Annotated in this window: 16 protein-coding genes and 2 pseudogenes; 11 read left to right on the forward strand and 7 right to left on the reverse strand. The window is 65.6% G+C overall.

Annotation, left to right across the window (positions count from 1 at the left end; all coding sequences use genetic code 11):
• Positions 1–6: 6 nt before the first annotated feature.
• The 3 genes from G6N20_RS10565 to G6N20_RS10575 are packed head-to-tail and all read right to left on the reverse strand — an operon-like array spanning position 7 to position 2,588.
• Positions 7–570: an LppA family lipoprotein gene (locus G6N20_RS10565; RefSeq protein ID WP_083051413.1), complete on the reverse strand. Its 564-nt coding sequence runs from the start codon at positions 568–570 to the stop codon at positions 7–9.
• Positions 570–2,258 carry an alpha/beta hydrolase family protein gene (locus tag G6N20_RS10570; protein ID WP_083051410.1) on the reverse strand — a complete coding sequence of 563 codons (1,689 nt, stop codon included), beginning with the start codon at positions 2,256–2,258 and terminating at the stop codon, positions 570–572. Before G6N20_RS10570 ends, G6N20_RS10565 begins: the two co-directional genes overlap by 1 nt.
• 3 nt (positions 2,259–2,261) lie before the next feature.
• Complete coding sequence (locus G6N20_RS10575; RefSeq protein WP_083051408.1) at positions 2,262–2,588, reverse strand: hypothetical protein; 327 nt, start codon at positions 2,586–2,588, stop codon at positions 2,262–2,264.
• A 172-nt stretch (positions 2,589–2,760) separates the two neighbouring features.
• Between G6N20_RS10575 and G6N20_RS10580 the strand changes: the two genes are divergently transcribed.
• Both G6N20_RS10580 and G6N20_RS10585 read left to right on the forward strand, forming a co-directional pair.
• Positions 2,761–3,345, forward strand: coding sequence for a DUF3558 domain-containing protein (locus G6N20_RS10580; RefSeq protein ID WP_083051406.1), 585 nt, complete (start codon positions 2,761–2,763; stop codon positions 3,343–3,345).
• Between the two features lie 24 nt (positions 3,346–3,369).
• A complete protein-coding gene (locus G6N20_RS10585; RefSeq protein WP_083051404.1) occupies positions 3,370–5,019 on the forward strand; it encodes a CocE/NonD family hydrolase in 1,650 nt (549 codons plus the stop codon).
• A 101-nt stretch (positions 5,020–5,120) separates the two neighbouring features.
• Here G6N20_RS10585 and mazF9 read toward each other — a convergent pair whose 3' ends face one another.
• The 4 genes from mazF9 to G6N20_RS10605 form a co-directional block, all read right to left on the reverse strand.
• Entirely contained in the window at positions 5,121–5,477 is a 357-nt protein-coding gene (gene mazF9, locus G6N20_RS10590; RefSeq protein ID WP_003414166.1) for a type II toxin-antitoxin system toxin endoribonuclease MazF9, read from the reverse strand.
• Positions 5,461–5,691 carry a type II toxin-antitoxin system antitoxin MazE9 gene (gene mazE9, locus G6N20_RS10595; RefSeq protein ID WP_003901465.1) on the reverse strand — a complete coding sequence of 77 codons (231 nt, stop codon included), beginning with the start codon at positions 5,689–5,691 and terminating at the stop codon, positions 5,461–5,463. The genes mazF9 and mazE9 overlap by 17 nt, the downstream gene beginning before the upstream one ends.
• Before the next feature lie 42 nt (positions 5,692–5,733).
• Positions 5,734–6,777: a DUF2293 domain-containing protein gene (locus G6N20_RS10600; protein WP_083051402.1), complete on the reverse strand. Its 1,044-nt coding sequence runs from the start codon at positions 6,775–6,777 to the stop codon at positions 5,734–5,736.
• A 144-nt stretch (positions 6,778–6,921) separates the two neighbouring features.
• On the reverse strand, positions 6,922–7,191 hold the full coding sequence (locus G6N20_RS10605) for a type II toxin-antitoxin system Phd/YefM family antitoxin (RefSeq protein ID WP_083051399.1): 270 nt from the start codon (positions 7,189–7,191) through the stop codon (positions 6,922–6,924).
• A 42-nt stretch (positions 7,192–7,233) separates the two neighbouring features.
• On the opposite strand from G6N20_RS10605, the gene G6N20_RS10610 reads away from it, so the two are divergent.
• From G6N20_RS10610 to G6N20_RS10645, 9 genes and pseudogenes are all read left to right on the forward strand, one after another.
• Entirely contained in the window at positions 7,234–7,509 is a 276-nt protein-coding gene (locus G6N20_RS10610) for a type II toxin-antitoxin system TacA family antitoxin (RefSeq protein WP_042915503.1), read from the forward strand.
• Complete coding sequence (locus tag G6N20_RS21225; protein WP_232065328.1) at positions 7,506–8,009, forward strand: GNAT family N-acetyltransferase; 504 nt, start codon at positions 7,506–7,508, stop codon at positions 8,007–8,009. Before G6N20_RS10610 ends, G6N20_RS21225 begins: the two co-directional genes overlap by 4 nt.
• A 69-nt stretch (positions 8,010–8,078) precedes the next feature.
• Positions 8,079–8,449, forward strand: a pseudogene (locus G6N20_RS10620) (hypothetical protein); the annotation flags it as partial.
• A gap of 20 nt (positions 8,450–8,469) precedes the next feature.
• Positions 8,470–8,941: pseudogene (locus G6N20_RS22420) on the forward strand (IS30 family transposase); the annotation flags it as partial.
• Positions 8,942–9,482: 541 nt separating this feature from the next.
• Complete coding sequence (locus G6N20_RS10625; protein WP_083051396.1) at positions 9,483–11,693, forward strand: sigma factor-like helix-turn-helix DNA-binding protein; 2,211 nt, start codon at positions 9,483–9,485, stop codon at positions 11,691–11,693.
• Complete coding sequence (locus G6N20_RS10630) at positions 11,690–13,825, forward strand: DEAD/DEAH box helicase family protein (protein ID WP_083051394.1); 2,136 nt, start codon at positions 11,690–11,692, stop codon at positions 13,823–13,825. The genes G6N20_RS10625 and G6N20_RS10630 overlap by 4 nt, the downstream gene beginning before the upstream one ends.
• Positions 13,826–13,866: 41 nt before the next feature.
• The gene (locus G6N20_RS10635; RefSeq protein ID WP_158084795.1) at positions 13,867–14,028 is read left to right on the forward strand and encodes a hypothetical protein; all 162 of its coding nucleotides are present in this window, start codon (positions 13,867–13,869) and stop codon (positions 14,026–14,028) included.
• The gene (locus G6N20_RS10640) at positions 14,025–16,082 is read left to right on the forward strand and encodes an AAA family ATPase (protein ID WP_083051391.1); all 2,058 of its coding nucleotides are present in this window, start codon (positions 14,025–14,027) and stop codon (positions 16,080–16,082) included. Before G6N20_RS10635 ends, G6N20_RS10640 begins: the two co-directional genes overlap by 4 nt.
• Entirely contained in the window at positions 16,079–16,552 is a 474-nt protein-coding gene (locus G6N20_RS10645) for a DNA phosphorothioation-associated protein 4 (protein ID WP_083051389.1), read from the forward strand. Before G6N20_RS10640 ends, G6N20_RS10645 begins: the two co-directional genes overlap by 4 nt.
• Positions 16,553–16,560: the final 8 nt, after the last annotated feature.

Genomic DNA, 16,560 nt, shown 5'->3' on the forward strand with positions numbered 1-16,560 from the left:
TAACCGCTACGGGGTCGGCGAGGGTTTCGGAGTGTCGGTTTGGCTGATCCGGCAGTCCGACTGTGCGGTGAGCGATGAAGCGACCTGGGTACCCAACTTGAATTCGACACCGCCATGACCGGCGAAGTAGACGTCGTGGTCGCCCGGCTTGTTCTTCATCACCCCAAAGCTGGTGGCGCCGAATTGTTCAACGCCGTCCTTGACGATCTGCACAGCCTGCGGCCACTTGTCGTCGGGGATCGGCCCGCTGAATCCAACCATGAAATACGCCGCTTTGGCCCTGGTCCATTCATACTCGCCGCCGCAGCCTGTCCAGGTGTCCATATCCATCGACCAGGTCAACCCGGGCACCAGGGCAGTGATGGCGTTGGCCATCTGGATGACCGCCGCCCGGTACTGGTCCTTCGCGGCCTCCAGCGGAGGCTTGGAACGCAACGCGTTCTCCAGCTCGGCGACCTTCTCCGGGCTCAACGGACCCTCCTCAGCACTACCGCTGCCGTGACCACCGCGGCCGCATCCGAGCACCACCACACACAGCAGGGCCAGCAGCCACGCCATCGACCACCGCATCAATGTCCCCCTCCGGGTACTGGGTTGGGCGCTCCCGGCATGCCGCCACCCAGGATCGGCGGAAGCAGCGGCGCGCCCACCGTGTTGTCCGGCAGCCCAGCGGCGATCGCCGCCAGGTTATAGCCCGACATCCGCAGCTGCGGCTGGCCGGCGGCATCTAGGAAGACCCGCGGGTAGTCGCCGTGGGCATACACCCCGTCCCGCCATATCCCGCCCGGATCAAAACCCGCCTGCGACGACAGCTCCACTAACCCAGGGGTCAGATAGGGGTCCAGGCCCCAGCCGTGCAGCGGCGCCACCGGTGCCACCAGATTGGTGATGGGGTCGTGGGGAGCCTGCATGACATAAGCGTGCCCGTGATCGAGCCCGAGCTGCGCCGGGCTGTACAGTTCCAGGCCGGGTGAGCCGTAAAACACGACGTCGTTGACCGGATGGGCACCCTGGGCGTTGAGGTCCTGCAACGCCAGCGACGCCGTCAACGACCCATACGAGTGCCCCAACACGGTCAGATGGCCACCGGGGTTATTGGTCCGAACCTGCTGCAAATACCTCGACAGATCGGCCGCGCCCGCGTGTGCCTGCCCATCGGTCATCGTCTGCCATAGGTCGCCCGCACTGCCGCTGTCGAGCGGGTTCGGGGGCGGGCTGTAACCCATCCAGGCGATGGTGGCGACGGATGTCGGTTTGCCAGCATTCTTCAGTTGCCGGATTACCTCCGACCGCAGGTCGCGGGCTTCGGTCACCATGCCGGGCAGGGTGCCCCGGGTGGTGGACCCGACGCCGGGCACAGTCACCGATACATTGGCGGCGGTGTCGGGATTGCCGACGGCCACGGCCGCCAGCACCTGCTGGTGTGGGTCCTCGGGAAGCTGCAGCTGGGTCAAGTACGTCTCTGGTGCTCGGCTCAATGCCTCGTCGACCGCATCGAGGTCGCCCAGCCGGCCCCTGGCGGCGGTCAGCTGATCATCCAGGGCTGCGAGTTGGCCGACCGCGTCGCTGTCGAGGATGCCGTTGTGGTAGTCACGGGCAGCCTGCGCCGCCAGTTGGTCATACTGCGCCTGCAACCGCCCGATGTGGGCCTGCAGCCGGGCGCGCTCCTCGCGCAGCCGCTCCTCATTGGCATCGCTGGCGAGCTGGGTCGGGGTCAGCCCCTCGGGGCCGACCGGCGGGCCGGCATCGGCCGGGATGGGCGCATCACCGTCGGCCATGTTGACCGCTGAGGCCAGCTCCTCGTCGACGGCATTGGCCTCAGCCATAATCGCATCCAAATCAGCCTGCAGCTCCGCTTGCTTGGCCAGCATCCGTGCCCACTCCGCCTCGGTGTATCGCAGCCCGGGGATCGGCACTACCTGGTTGGTCAGCGCATCGATCGTCAGCTCGGCGGCCGCGGCGGCTTGGCGTAGTGCGGCCAGCTCGGATTGGACCTTCACAATCCCGTCGGCGGCCCTGTCGGCCGCCCGGGCAACCGCCAACGCTTCGTTGCCGTGGGCGTCGAGGTCTCGGCGAATGCCCGCGTTGTGGTGTGCCGCCGCCTCAGCGGTCTTGCCACCCGAGTTCGCAAAAATCGACAGCGCCGCCAACTGACGCGACACCTCGAACGTCACCTCCGCTCGGGCACTGGCCGCATGAAACACCTCCCGGACCGCTTGCGCGTTCCACCGATCGATATCGGCCACGGTCAGTGGCACGAATCACACCCCACGCGGGCCGGCTACGACGTCGGCGGAAACACCCACCTGGGCGAGCGCCTGCGCCCGCTCCGCCTCCGCCGCCGCATGCCCGATGGCGGCCTCCTGCAGCCCGTATGCGTGATCACCGATCCTGGTCAGCAGCGCCCTCGACGCGTCCAACCAGTCGTCCATCTTGGCGTTGAGCGCCATCGCCGAGGCGCCCTGCCAGCCGAACTGGGCGGCCTGCATCCGATAGTCCGACGACAAATGTCCGACGGCCAGACCCTCACCCTGCGTGGTCACCTGCGCCGCCGAGTGCATCCACTGCTCCGGACTGATCTGAAACACCCGTTGCCTCCTTGCGTCCATCGAAGTGCATCACATTATGCGTCAGCGGGAACTACCGCAGAATTCACCGCATCAAAGGTGGCCCGGGTTAGAACAAGTTCTCGTTTGACTGTGACGACGCGGAGCCGACTTGTACACTCCCGGCAAGGGACCGCCGAGGGCAGGGGGTGTCGTGTTCACCAGGGTGCGGCTGATCGGAGGGCTCGGTGCGCTGACGGCAGCGGTGGTGGTGGGCACGGTGGGCTGGCAGGGCATCCCCCCAGCGCCGACCGGCGGCGACGCGGTCCAGCTGCGATCGACCGCGGCGCCCATGTCCACCACGATGAAGAGCCCGATCGTGGCGACCACCGACCCCAGCCCGTTTGACCCGTGCCGAGACATCCCGTTCGACGTCATCCAGCGGCTCGGATTGGCCTACACGCCACCGGAAGCCGAGGAGGGGCTGCGCTGCCACTTCGACGCGGGTAACTATCAGATGGCCGTCGAGCCGATCATCTGGCGCACCTACGCCCAGACCCTGCCCCCCGACGCGATCGAGACCACGATCGCCGGCCACCGCGCCGCGCAGTACTGGGTGCTGAAGCCGACGTATCACAACAGCTTCTGGTACTCCTCCTGCATGGTGACCTTCAAGACCAGCTATGGAGTGATCCAGCAGTCGCTGTTCTACTCGACGGTCTACTCCGAGCCCGACGTCGACTGCCCTTCCACCAACCTGCAACGGGCAAACGACCTCGTTCCCTACTACAAGTTCTAACCTGGGATTTCCTAACCTGGGGATGTGAGCACGACATCCACCCGGCCAGAGTTGCCCAAGCGTCGCGCTCTGACCACACAAGTAGGCAGCAACGCTGTGGGTGGAGTGTTGGGGCTGCGACGGGCGACCACCCGCTACACCGTGAGCCCCGTCCGAGTCCCGATGCGCGACGGCATCCAGCTGGTGGCCGACCACTACGCACCCGCCACGTCGCAGCCCGTCGGCACCCTGCTGGTGCGTGGGCCATACGGGCGCCGGTTTCCGTTTTCGCTGGTGTTTGCCAGGATTTACGCCGCCCGCGGTTATCACGTCGTGCTGCAGAGCGTGCGCGGGACGTTCGGGTCCGGTGGGGTGTTCGAGCCCATGGTCAACGAGGCCGCCGACGGCGCCGATACGGTGGCGTGGCTGCGTGAACAGCCCTGGTTCACCGGCCGGTTCGGCACCATCGGCCTGTCTTATCTGGGTTTCACCCAGTGGGCGTTGCTGCACGATCCGCCCCCGGAGCTGGCCGCGGCCGTGATCACGGTGGGGCCGCACGACTTCCGGGCCTCGGTGTGGGGCACCGGATCGTTTACGGTCAACGACTTCCTGGGCTGGAGCGATCTGGTTTCCCACCAGGAAGACCCCGGTCGCATCCGGGCCGGAATCCGCCAGCTCACCGCGCCACGCCGGGTGGCGCGGGCGGCCGCCACGTTGCCGCTGGGTGAGTCGGCCCGGACGCTGCTCGGCACGGGTGCGCCGTGGTTCGAATCCTGGGTGGAACACACCGACCGCGACGATCCGTTCTGGGACCGACTGCAGTTTCCCGCCGCATTGGACCGCGTCCAGGTCCCGGTGCTGCTCGTCGGCGGCTGGCAGGACATCTTCCTGCGGCAGACGCTGCAGCAGTACCGGCACCTGCGCGACCGGGGTGTGCACGTCGCGCTGACGGTCGGTCCCTGGACACACACCCAGATGCTCACCAAGGGGCTGGCCACCAGCGCTCGGGAATCGTTGGACTGGTTGGACGCCCACCTCGGCCGGGCGCCGGCGCTGCGCCCCAGCCCGGTGCGGGTCTTCGTCACCGGCCAGGGCTGGCGGCACCTGCCGGACTGGCCTCCGGCGACCACCGAGCGGGCGTGGTACCTGCAGCCCGGTGGCGGCCTGGGTGAGAGCGCTCCGGCTTCCGGCACGCCACCGGCGACGTTTCGCTACCACCCCGCCGACCCGACACCGACCACCGGTGGTCCGCTGCTGTCATCCAACGGCGGTTACCGCGACGACAGCCGGCTGGCCACGCGCGCCGATGTGCTGTGCTTCACCGGGGCGCCCCTCACCCACGACCTCTGCGTGCACGGAAACCCCGTCGTCGAGCTGGTGCACAGCTCGGACAACCCCTACGTCGACGTGTTCGTTCGGGTCAGCGAGGTGGACCCGAAGGGCCGGTCCCGCAATGTCAGCGACGGCTACCGGCGACTTGGTGACGCGCCGGAGCTGGTCCGCGTCGAGCTGGACGCCATCGCCCACCGATTCCGCGCCGACTCCCGCATCCGGGTGCTGATCGCCGGTAGTTGGTTTCCCCGCTATGCGCGAAACCTCGGCACCCCGGAACCGATACTCACCGGACGGCAGCTCAAGCCGGCTACCCACGCGGTGCATTTCGGGCGCTCCCGGCTGCTGCTGCCCGTCGGCTAACGGCTGGTGGTGCGGCGGACCCGGGCGGCGACCCGGCCGATAACCCGAGCCCGTCCAGCAGCGCGTGCCCAGTGGTCTCCCCGACGCGGAACCTGCGAGAGTTACGACCATAAGTCGAGATGAAGTTTCAAAGCCTCATCGAGCTGGGCAAGTTCGGCGGCTGAAACTCGGCCGATTGGCCGGAGCAACCGCTCGGTAGCAATCGATCTGATTTGCTCGGCCTGCGCCTTGCAGTCGACCTGGAGACCAGTAGTGGTGGCCGACAACAACACCTGAAACGGATAGACCTTGGCGATGTTGCTCGTCACCGGCACGACGGTGATGACGCCGCGCCCAAGACGCGTGGCGGTCGCGTTGGCCCGGTCGTTGCTGACGACGACGGCGGGGCGCTGGTTGTTCGCTTCGCTACCTCGAGCGGGGTCGAGATCGACCTGCCAAATCTCACCGCGGCGCATCACCGACTCCGTCGCCGACGGTCTGCTCCCACGCGTCCGTGTCGCCGGCTGCCGACCATTCTTGCCATGCGTTGGCATAGTCATCTTCGAGCGTGGGGTAGCGAAGCACGCGGATCGCATGCTGCAGGCCGGCGGAGCGGGATGGTAATCCCGCTCGTTTCACATATGCGTCCAGGATCGCGACGTCGTCATCGGACAGGCTCACGCTCAACTTCACAACCTAAGATGCTACCAGGGTCGTACCTAGGTAGTAATAGGTTCAGCGGCTGGTCGCGCGCCAGTCGCGCAGCACTTCCTCGACGTGCTCACCCACCCGGTGCCGCGCCGTTTCCCGGTCGACACCCGACATCAGCAGTTCGTCGTACGAAGTGTCGATATGCCGCACCGACGCCGCGACGGCCAGCGTCACCGCTTCGGGATCGAGCGCCCGCCCGGCCGCGCTACGTCCGATCCTGCCGCTGCCGCGGGTGGCCGCGTGGCGGGCGATCGCCTCGGCCCGGCCGGCCGGGCAGTTCGGGAACAGCGTGCGAATCGCGGCGCCGAATTCGGCTTGCAGACGCAGGTCCTCGTTGGCCCGTCGCGCCTCGTCGCGCTCCCGGCGGCGGGCGCGCACCTCCGCATCGGCGAGGCACTCGTTTTCGGCGCGCTCCAGCGCCTCCGCCTCGACCAGGATGCCCTGACGCTCGTATCGCTTACGCGCCCGGCTCCACCGCACCACCACCGCCGAAAGCCGGCTCGCCCGCTTGGCCCGGCGGGTAAGCGCGGCGTCCCCGGACGGCAAGAAGACCAGGTGGCCAAGGTCCGCGCAGTCCAGGCACAACGGCCCCGCGTCCTCAAGGAACATCAGGTCACCGCTGCCGCCACACGACGCGCATGACCAGTCGTTGACCGGCATGATCACGACCAAATCGGGGGGCCGGCTCTGCCGCTCGACCGCACGCTCCGAGAGCTCCGGCGACACCCAATGCGTGCGATACGCGCGCTCGATGGCGTCGTCGCCGCTGAGGCTGAACCGCAGCCGACGGCGGTCCCGAGTGCGAGCGACGTAATCGGTCTCCGACGGGTTGAGCCCCCGGTCGCGGGCCCAGCGCCGCAACGCGGCCATCGCGGCGGTGATCTTGCTGAGGTTGGCCTGTACGACTTGTTCCAGCGAGTCGACGCGGCCCTGCCGCCACTGGTCAACATGCGAGGGCGCCAGCCAGCCCAGGCCGAGCAGCACGTCGATCGCGCTGACGAACCGCTGTCGGGCCAGCGCGGCCTCCGCCGCCCGGGCCACCCGCTGCTCCAGTGGTTGACGTGCCATGACCTGCCCGAGCCTAGTCGGACTGCGCACCGAGGCCGCGGAACTGAGTTACTCCGACCAGCCGGACGCGCTCGGAGTGGCGATGCGCGGCCGTCGGTAACATTGCTGTTGGCGAACGCTCTACGGACCACATGGTCTCGTCAGTCACGGCAGGCCGTAGCGGCGCCGCAGTTCTTCACCACTAACCGTGGCGCCGGCTGCGTAGGCGGCGTCTGCATCGGCCAGCTCATCGGCAAGGCCGGGCGTCCGCAGCGCATGCAGGGTTTCGTGTAGGGAATCCAAGTCGTCGGCAGACATCAACACGGCGGCAGCGCGGCCGTGTCGAGTGATCCGGATGATCTCGTGTGTGGTGTCGGCCTCATCGACCAGCGCCGAAAGCTTGTCTTTGGCCTCAGTGAGCGGTACCGATTTCATAGCCAGGATCAGACGTCGACGAAGTACGTCTACAATACGTACATGCCCGAGACTCTGACTGGTCGCCTCAACTTCCGCCTGTCTCCTGAACAGGAGCAGGCCCTTCGCCGCGCCGCCGCGCTCACCGGCCAGAGCCTGTCGGGGTTCGTATTGTCCGCGGCGGTCGACCACGCCCACGATCTCTTGGCCCGGGCCAACCGGATCGAGCTGTCCGAGGCCGCTTTCCGCCGCTTCGTCGCCGCGCTCGACGAGCCCGGCGAGGCGGCTCCCGAATTGGTGCGTCTCGCCAGACGGAAGAGCCGCATTCCCGCCCATTGAGCACCCCCGCGCTCGGCCCCGTCGAGCTGTTGGACCCGGACCGGCACGACACGGCGCGCTTCTCCAGCGGTGTTGAGGTGCTCGACCACTGGCTGCGCCGAGTCGCGCCCGTCGCGGCTGCGGCCGGCACGGCCGCTACGTGGGTGCTCTGTCGGGGCCGGCGGGTAGTTGGGTTCTACGCGCTCGCCATGGGGAGCATCGAGCGGATCCGGGTGCCATCGCGGCTGGGCCGGGGCCAACCCGACCCGGTCCCGGTGCTCGTCCTCGCTCGCCTAGCGCTCGACCGGCAGGAGCAGGGCACCGGTCTCGGTGGCGATCTTCTCCTCGATGCCCTCATCCGATCCGTGGCCGGTGCCCGGCAGTATGGCGCCCGCGCCCTAGTCGTCGACGCCATCGACGACCGCGCCGCCGAGTTCTACGGTCACCACGGCTTCTTGCCCCTCGAGGGTCGACGCCTCTACCGGCGGATCAGCGACATCGCGCAGGCGCTGGGAGTATGACGCGCCATCGTCGCTTGGCGACGTGCTGCCGATCGGTCGCCTCCAATGGCCTCGTTGTTGTCGTCAGTGATGGGGAGGGACAACGGCAAGATTTTGGATCCGGTGGTGGCCACCACGGGGATGGGCCGCTCGACGGCGCGGCAGATGTGACCGGCCCGAGGTTGCCGGACCCGGCCGAGCAGGTAGACGAGCGTAGCCTTCGGCCTCGAGGCTTCAGCGACGACGCCAGGGCGCTGCTGGAGCACTTGTGGGCCTTGATGGGCATGCCGTGCGGCAAGTACCTGGTGGTCATGCCTGACCTGTGGTTGCCGCTGTTGACCGCTGCCGGTGATCTTGACAAGCCGCTCGTTACCGAGGCGTCGGTGGCCGAGTTGAAGGCGACAGCCCTACCAGGGGAGAATCGCATGCCGCGCCGCGTCGCGGGGACACTCCCTGGTGGCCGGGCTGGCGTCACCCAAGTATCGGCGACGGGGAAGGCGACACAATCGTCGGCCGCCACACCCGCTCGGCGATCGGCACCATCGTGGAACGCCGCAGCCGACTCGTGCGCCTGGTACACCTCCCGGCCGGGCATACCGGCGAAGCGTTCGCCGCCGCGGCCACTCACCTGCTCACCTCGATCCCGGACGCTGCACGGCTGACGCTCACCTGGGACCAGGGCGCGCAGATGGCGCGCCACGATCTGCTGGCCGAGTTGTTCGCCGAGGGGATTTACTTCGCCCCGCCGGCGTCGCCGTGGTTGCGCACGGCTGCGCGGAACCAACGAGAACACCAACGGTCCGCTCCGCCAGTACTTCCCCAAGGGCAGCGACCCGCCCGTGCATGGACCCGACGAATTGCGCCGCATCGAGCAACTGCTCAACACCCGCCCGCGGAAAGTCCTCGGCTGGCGCACCCCGGCAGAGGTCTTCGAATCCGAACTGGCACCATGAAATTCGTCCTGTGTTGCGACGACCGCGCGAATCCGAAGTTGAACCCGAGTGCCGCTAGGGGGTCAGTTTTCACGTGCCGTTGACAACCGTGTCGCGGCGGTGTCAAGGGAGGAAACTGCCCAGTCGCAGTCGACGAAAACTGCCCGGTAGTGGCCACGAGATCTGCCCACTCGCGACCACCGAACATGCCCGGCGTAGCTAAACTGTCGCACCACTCGTGAAGATCATCTCGTCCGGCTTGCACCCCAACCACCGCCGCGACCTCGACCCGCGCCCGTGCAACCCGATCCTTCGCCGTCCTGCCGTACTCGTAGGTGCGGTTGCCCGCGTTGCCGAGCTCTCACGCTATGTATTTCACCACTTCCTCGGCGTGCCGCCATCGGAGCACTGGCGCCGATGCGTAGGGGTCGCCACGAGTGAATCGTCATGGCGTCGGTAACGGCGATCGAGCCGCGGCTGTGTCCCTTGACACGGCTGGTTGTAGCAGAATGCTCTTTTGGGGACTTGCTGCTAGTAACGCACCGGTTGAAGGAACCGCCGTATGACCGAGGACATCGCGTTCGACGACCTGAGCCCACGCTGCTGGCTCGACGCGTTTCCGTGGCTGAAGGGGGCGGCCGAGCCGGGATCAGCGCCGTGGTGGAATGATCCGATCGACGCCGTCGGTACCGAGACGAGGCGGCGGCGCCTGGCCGCGATCTCGGAGCTGGCAATCGAGCGGTTGTCGCACTGGACGATTGGCCAGATCCTGCCGGGCCTTCCCGCCGACCTCGAACTGCGTAGCCTCCGGTTGCCGACCCGTGGGCGAAACGCCCTGGTCCGTGAGGGTTGCATCGTTGCTGCCGACCTGAGCGCTGTCACCGTCGAATCGATGATGGATTGGTGGTACGTCGGTATCGGCTTGGTCGACACTATTCTCCAGGCTCTTGCCGACGCATCGACGTCGGTCGCCACACCGATAGTGACGACAAGGCAGCTGCCCTCCGACGGCGCGCGTTTGCCGCCGTTCGAACCCGTAAGCCTGCCCCGGTGGATGGCGTCGGTGATTGACGACCTCATCCATATCGCCACCTGGTATGCCACCGTTGGGCTGCCGAGTCAAACTCTGCTCGGCGAAGCGCTTCCGCCCGGTACGCCGGATGAGGTCGTGAAAGCTCGCCAGCATCTAGAGGCCCTCAGCGCACACCACATTCTGGGCGAGAATGAGCTTGAACTGGACGTCGCGAAGTTGTTCGATGTCGCGCTCGGGTTCCTCGACCCCCGAGCGGTCCACGTCCTCTGCAACCGCCTTTTCGCCGACGATCCGCTAACTCTCGACGAGCTCGCCCGTCAGCACAGCGTCACCCCCGAGCGGATCCGCCAGATCGAGGGCAAGGCACGCGGCACCATGCTGAGCTCGATCTCCGGGGGCGGACCGCTGGCCAGCATCGCCGAGGCAGCACGAGGGCTGATCGGGACGATCCGCCCCCTCGACGAGCTGCTGACGTTGATACCCGCCCTTGGCGAGCTCGTCGAGTCCGTCGGGCAGCCTGCCTGGCGCGTGCTTGACCGGCTCGATGATGCCTATGAGATCGAGGAGGGGTGGTGCCTCGTCCCGACGATGACCGCAGCCGAGGCCGTGACGCAAACACAGCTTCAAGAGCAGGCTGACCAGTACGGTGTCGTGCGCATAGAGGACCTCGCACTCGTCGAGACCAGCGATCTCGAGCGGCGCCCCGAGCTCACAACCCGTTGGCTGGCGCAGTGTGGCTACGTTGTCGACGGCGGCTTCGTCCTCACTCGCACTCAATCCGTCGGGGACTACGCTGCCGCAGTGCTGTCACTTAATGGGACGCCCCTGAGCAGCCAGGAGATCGTCGATCGGTTCGTTTTCGAGCGCAGCGCCGGCTCGGTTCGCAATGCGATGGGCCTCGATGATCGATTCCAGCGCGTCGACCGCGATCGCTGGGCGCTCAGCGAATGGGGCATGGAGGCGTACTCGGGGATCCGGTCCCTAATCCGCGAGCAGCTGGCACAATGCGGGGGCCGCGTCAAACTGGACGAACTTGTCGAATCCATCACCGGCCGCTACAGCGTGAGCGCCAACAGCGTCATCTCGTACGCGAGCTCGCCGCCGTTCGAGCAGCGTGACGGCATCGTCCGCTTCGCCGGAACCGGCCGCCGGGTTAGAAAGGCGCCGGAGCACACGCGCCGGTTTTTTCGGCACCCGGACGGGTGGGCGTATCGAGTCCGCATAACCAAGGACCACCTCCGCGGCAGCGGCTCAGTCGCACCGATGGCTATCGCGAACATTCTCAATCTTCAGTTCGGCCAAACGCGGCAGCTCGAGTCGCCCCTCGGCCCGCAGGCAGTCGCTTGGACCGGCACCCAGCCATCGTTCGGCACCATCCGACGGTTCTTGATGGACCGGGACATCGCCGCCGGTACCGACGCGTTCCTGGTCATCCACGACGACGGCACGTTCAGCTTCGAGCCTGCCCGGGAAATCACCGGCGATCCGCTGGCCGATGCGTTGAGCCTCATCGGCTCGCCCATGACCACCGACCGCGAGGCCGCACGCGCCGCCGTAGCAGGCGCCGTTGGGCTACCGGAGACCGCGCCCGTCATTAGCGTTATCGGCGCGTACCGGGAGCGCGGGGACAGCGACATCGCGGATCTGCTCACTAGTGTCCGTGATTTCCTGGAGACCGGTCACACCCCGAAGCAGCCCAAGCACAGCGCCGACGTCGACGAGATTCTTGACTTGCTGTGACCCCATCTGCAGCCGGGCTCCGCACACTTGGCCTGAATGACCGCTACCGCAGCGACCAGGAAGATGTCGTCGCGGACTTCTTCGTGCCTGCCTTTGAGGTTGCCTCCAGCTATAGCCGAGCCGTGGGCTTCTTCACGTCAACGACTCTGGCGTTGTACGCCCGCGGCATCGAAGTCTTCGCTAAGCGCGGCGGCTCCATGCGGCTCATCGCCTCCCCGCATCTCAACGAGGACGATCTCGTCGACATCGAGCGCGGCTACAACGTCAGGAAGGTCATCGAGCGGGCGACGGTACGCGAACTGGAATTAGCGCAACGCGAAACAGTGCTCGACGGTCTGGGCATGCTCGGACGGCTCATAGCCGAGGGACAGCTGGATATCAAGTTGGCGTTCGTCATTCGGGAGGACCGCGTCGGCATCTACCACGAGAAGATCGGCGTCTTCCGCGACGACTTCGGTGACCTGGTCGGCTTCACCGGCAGCAGCAACGAAACCTACGGAGGCTTGATCGCCAACTTCGAGTCCGTCGAGGTATATCGCGGTTGGGTCGCCGGCGATGGCCCTCGGGCGGTGCGGTTGGATTCGGACCTACAGGCACTCTGGTCGAACCAAACGCCACACCTCAGTGTCGAACGCTTCCCCGACGTGGCGCGGGAACGTCTCATCAAGCTGGGCAACGATCGCCCCCACCGCCCGCTGCCCGGACGAGACGATGCTCTGACTCCCCCGAGGGCCAATGTCGACGAACGGACTCGCTTGCGCATCCCCGTCGATGTGACGGTCCGCGACTACCAGCGCGACGCCGTCGAATCTTGGCTGCGAAACCGTGGTCGCGGCATTCTGAAGATGGCGACCGGCACGGGCAAGACCAAGACGGCGATGATCGCCGCCACAATGCTTGGCAACACGCTACGCGATCGCGAAGAGCCGCTCATCGTCCTGATCCTTGCCCCGCTGCAGCACCTGGTCGACCAATGGATTAGTGAAGTCGAGGACTTCGGTGTTCGCCCGGTAGCGGTCTACGAGACCAGCACCAAGTGGCTCCAGGTCGTCGATGATCAGCTCAACCAGGCCCGCATGGGGCAGCGTCCTGTCGTTGCGATGGTCGCTACCAACAAGTCGTTCGCAGGTGACAAGTTTCAGTCAGTTCTGTCGCGGATCACTCAGCCGCTCCTCGTTATCGCTGACGAAGCCCACAACCTCGGATCACGTAGGTACCGCGGCGCGCTGCCCCCCAATGCAACGTATCGGCTAGCGCTTTCCGCGACTCCAGAGCGCTGGTTCGATGACAAGGGCACCGATACGCTCACCGACTACTTCGGGCCGGTCGTACTCGAACTCGGACTGGGCAGGGCTATCGAGATCGGTGCGCTCACCCGCTATCTGTATACGCCCCGGCTCGTGGAACTCAACGAGGCTGAGACCACGCTCTACGTCGATCTGACCGCCCAGATTGCCACGCGTATCGCCGCTGGCGAGGATCTAGAGAGCATCGATCCGAAGTCGCCACTCGGATTCTTGCTGCGTCAGCGTGCCGGGATCCTCGGCCACGCGAAGGGCAAGTTGGCGGCGCTACGTGCGGACCTTAATGCGCGACGCGAGACCTGGTTTCAACTTGTTTACTGCGCCGAAGGACATCGCCCGACAGAACCCGGCGAACCGCAGGGCCCCAACCAGCTACGGCAGATAATGGATCTGGTAGGCAACGAGCTACACCTTTCGGCACACTCATACACCTCCAAGACACCGCGTGCCGAACGCAATGTCCTACTCCGCCGTTTCGGCGCGGGCAATGATCTTCGTGTCCTGGTCTCGATGCGCTGCCTCGACGAGGGTGTCGATATCCCCGACGCCCGGATCGGGTACCTGCTGGCCAGCAGCTCCAACCCACGCCAATTCATCCAGCGGCGCGGGCGGCTGCTGCGTCGAGCCGAGGGAAAGGACCGTGCGGAGATCCTCGACTACCTGGCGATCCCACCGTCGGGAACTCCGATCAACTTCGACATAGAACGATCGCTGCTCATCCGTGAGCTCCAACGGGCCAACGAATTCGGCAAGTTGTCCGAAAACTATGAAGCAACACTGACAGTGCTTCGACCGCTCAAAGAGCACTACCAGCTGATGGACTTGTAGAGCGGTCAATCAAAACATAATCATGAAAGTGGAGGTAGGTCATGGCCGAGGGGCGCACCGAGAAGCAGGTGCTCGAGGAACTAACTGAGGAAGAACGCGCGCTCCTCAAGCGCGTACTAGAAATCGAGCGGGCCAAGCTCCATCTAACGGCGTACAACGCGACCGACGACCTGCTCGCCGCAGTGAAGGAGATCCTGCCGTGAAGCTGAGGTCAGTTACTCTGACGAACTTCCGCCAATTCAAGGGCGTGCAGAAGTTCGCTCTGGCCTCGGACTCGATCAAGCCGGTCATCCTTCTTTTCGGGGCCAACGGCTCGGGAAAGACCACTCTGCTCAACGCGTTCACCTGGGCGCTCTACGGCATCATGTCCGAAGATGTCGAGCACCAGCAGCGGATGGTCACCGACAGCGTGTGGCGTGCGCTCCCGATCGGAAATTCCGTCGAGATAGCGGTCGAGGTGTGCTTCGAGCACGAGGGCCAGGACTACCGTCTGCTGCGTAGCGCCAGCCTCCGCAAAGAGTCCGACGCACAAGGTCCGCTCTCGCCCCAGGTGCAGCTGTGGGTGACGCGGTCCGATGGTTCCTCGGAGATCAGCCACGCACCACAGGAAACAATCTTCAGCATCCTGCCCCGCGGTGTGAGCCGCTTCTTTTTCTTCAACGGGGAGCGCATCGAGAACCTCGTGAAGAAGGGCGCCTACGCAGAGGTCCAAAAGGACATCAAGGTGCTGCTCGACCTGGAGCAGGTGGAACGCGCGATAGCCCACCTGCCGAAGGTTGACCGCAAGTTGACCGCCGAGCTCAAGAAGCACGGTGGCGCGACGGCCATCGAAATCCAGGACGCCATAGATGCCCTTACCGAGCAACAGATCCAGGCACGCGAGGATCTCAAGCTCACCGAAGGTGACCTGGCGACGTTGGCAGAGGAACGTGACCGCACCACTGATCTCCTACGCCAACACGCGGAAGCCGCGCCAATTCAGGCCGAACGCGACGCGGTCACCGATAAGCTGAGCGAGACCCGGGCTGCGCGCGATGCAGCGCTCGCCGAGCGGGCATTATTGGTCGCGACCCGTGGATTCCAGGCTTTCACGGACACCCTGGGCGAAACGACGCACGCAATCGCAGAACGCCTCTATCAGAAGGGGGCGCTGCCAGCGCCACTCAAGCGGGAATTCGTCGACCAGCTCCTGGAGGACGGTGCGTGCATCTGCGGTACGCAGCTCGCAGAGCACTCCGTCCCCTGGGGCAATGTCATGCAATGGCGTCAGCGGTCGGGATTGCAGGCGGTCGAGACCGCCTGGCAGCAGTTGAGCGGCCAAATCGCTCCGCTCGCCGGCGCCAGGCACGAGCTGCGCGAATCTCTCGCCCTTTTGATGAAGCGGATCGACGCCGAGCGCGACCGTGTCGCCCGCTTGGAGGAGCGAAAGTCTGAGTTGGACGGCAAGCTCAAGGGCAGCCGCCTGGAGGATGTCCAGGCCCTGGAAACCAAGCGCCTAGATCTGGAGAACCGGATCGGCATCAAGAACCAGCGCAAAGGCGCACTCGAGTCGGAGCTACGGACTCTCGCCAAGGAGATCGAACAGAAGACCAAGGAGCGGTCACGTGCAGAGGTAACCGACGAGTTGGCGGCGAAGGCGCGGGCCCGCTCGGATCTTGTCCAGTCCGTGAAGCGCGCGTTGGAGGAAATCCTCTCGATCCGTGAGGAGGACATGCGAAGGCGGCTTGACGCCGAACTCAAGGCTGTGTTCAAGACCATCACTCACCAAAACCACATCCCCTCCCTAAGCGCAGGGTTCGAGCTGACGTTGCACAAGGATGTTGGCGGCATACAGCTGCCGGTTCCCAAGTCGACCGGTGAGAACCAAATCCTGAGTCTGAGCTTCGTGGCGGCGGTGTCCAAGCTCGCCCGCGAGATCCACAAGAAGCGGCGCGCGGATGGCAACTCGGCCCATGACGCCGGTACCTATCCGATCGTCATGGATGCGGCGTTTGGGTCGCTGGACCAGGACTACCAGGAGGCGGTGTCCCGAGCGTTGGCGAAGATGGCTCCGCAGCTCGTCGTCCTGGTCAGCAAAAGCCAAGGACTCGGCAAGGTCGTCACCGAGCTCATGCCGTACGTGAGTCACCTGGGTGTGATCGAGACCCACACCACCGCCCCTGGAAGCGTGACCGACGATATCGAGCTCGAAGGCATGTCATATCCGTACATCCGATCTGGTGACTCCGACCACTCCGAGCTGAAGGTGATCAAGTGACGACCGCCCCCGCTGATGTCCGCGTGCGCCGACCACAGCAACACGAGGCGCTTATGCGAGAACTCCAGATAGATGCCAAGTTTCCGACTTACCGCGACATCCTGCTATTCGCGGCGGCGGTCGGTTACCGCCAGGAGCGCCGTGTGCCGTTCTCGAACTCGTCGGGCGACCCGATCCGGTACGAGACCATGACCGCACCGGCCTTTAGCGACACCCTGATCAATATGATCGCCGCGAACGTAGTAGCTGATGACCCCGAGGTCATGGACGCCCGGCGTATCGAGGAGCGCATCAAGATTTTCGAGGAGTACGCCAACGGCGGGCTAGAGTACCTCCAAGAGCAGGTCAACATCCGGCATAAACCGGCGAACCTGGTCGTAATTGATCTAGTGGCCGACGCGTTCGCGAAGGACGGCGGCGCCATGCCAGTGTCGGTCGATGAATTGCTGCGTGGAGTCAGTTGGGGTTAGGTGACCGC

The sequence above is a fragment of the Mycobacterium shinjukuense genome (genome assembly GCF_010730055.1).
Taxonomy (GTDB): domain Bacteria; phylum Actinomycetota; class Actinomycetes; order Mycobacteriales; family Mycobacteriaceae; genus Mycobacterium; species Mycobacterium shinjukuense.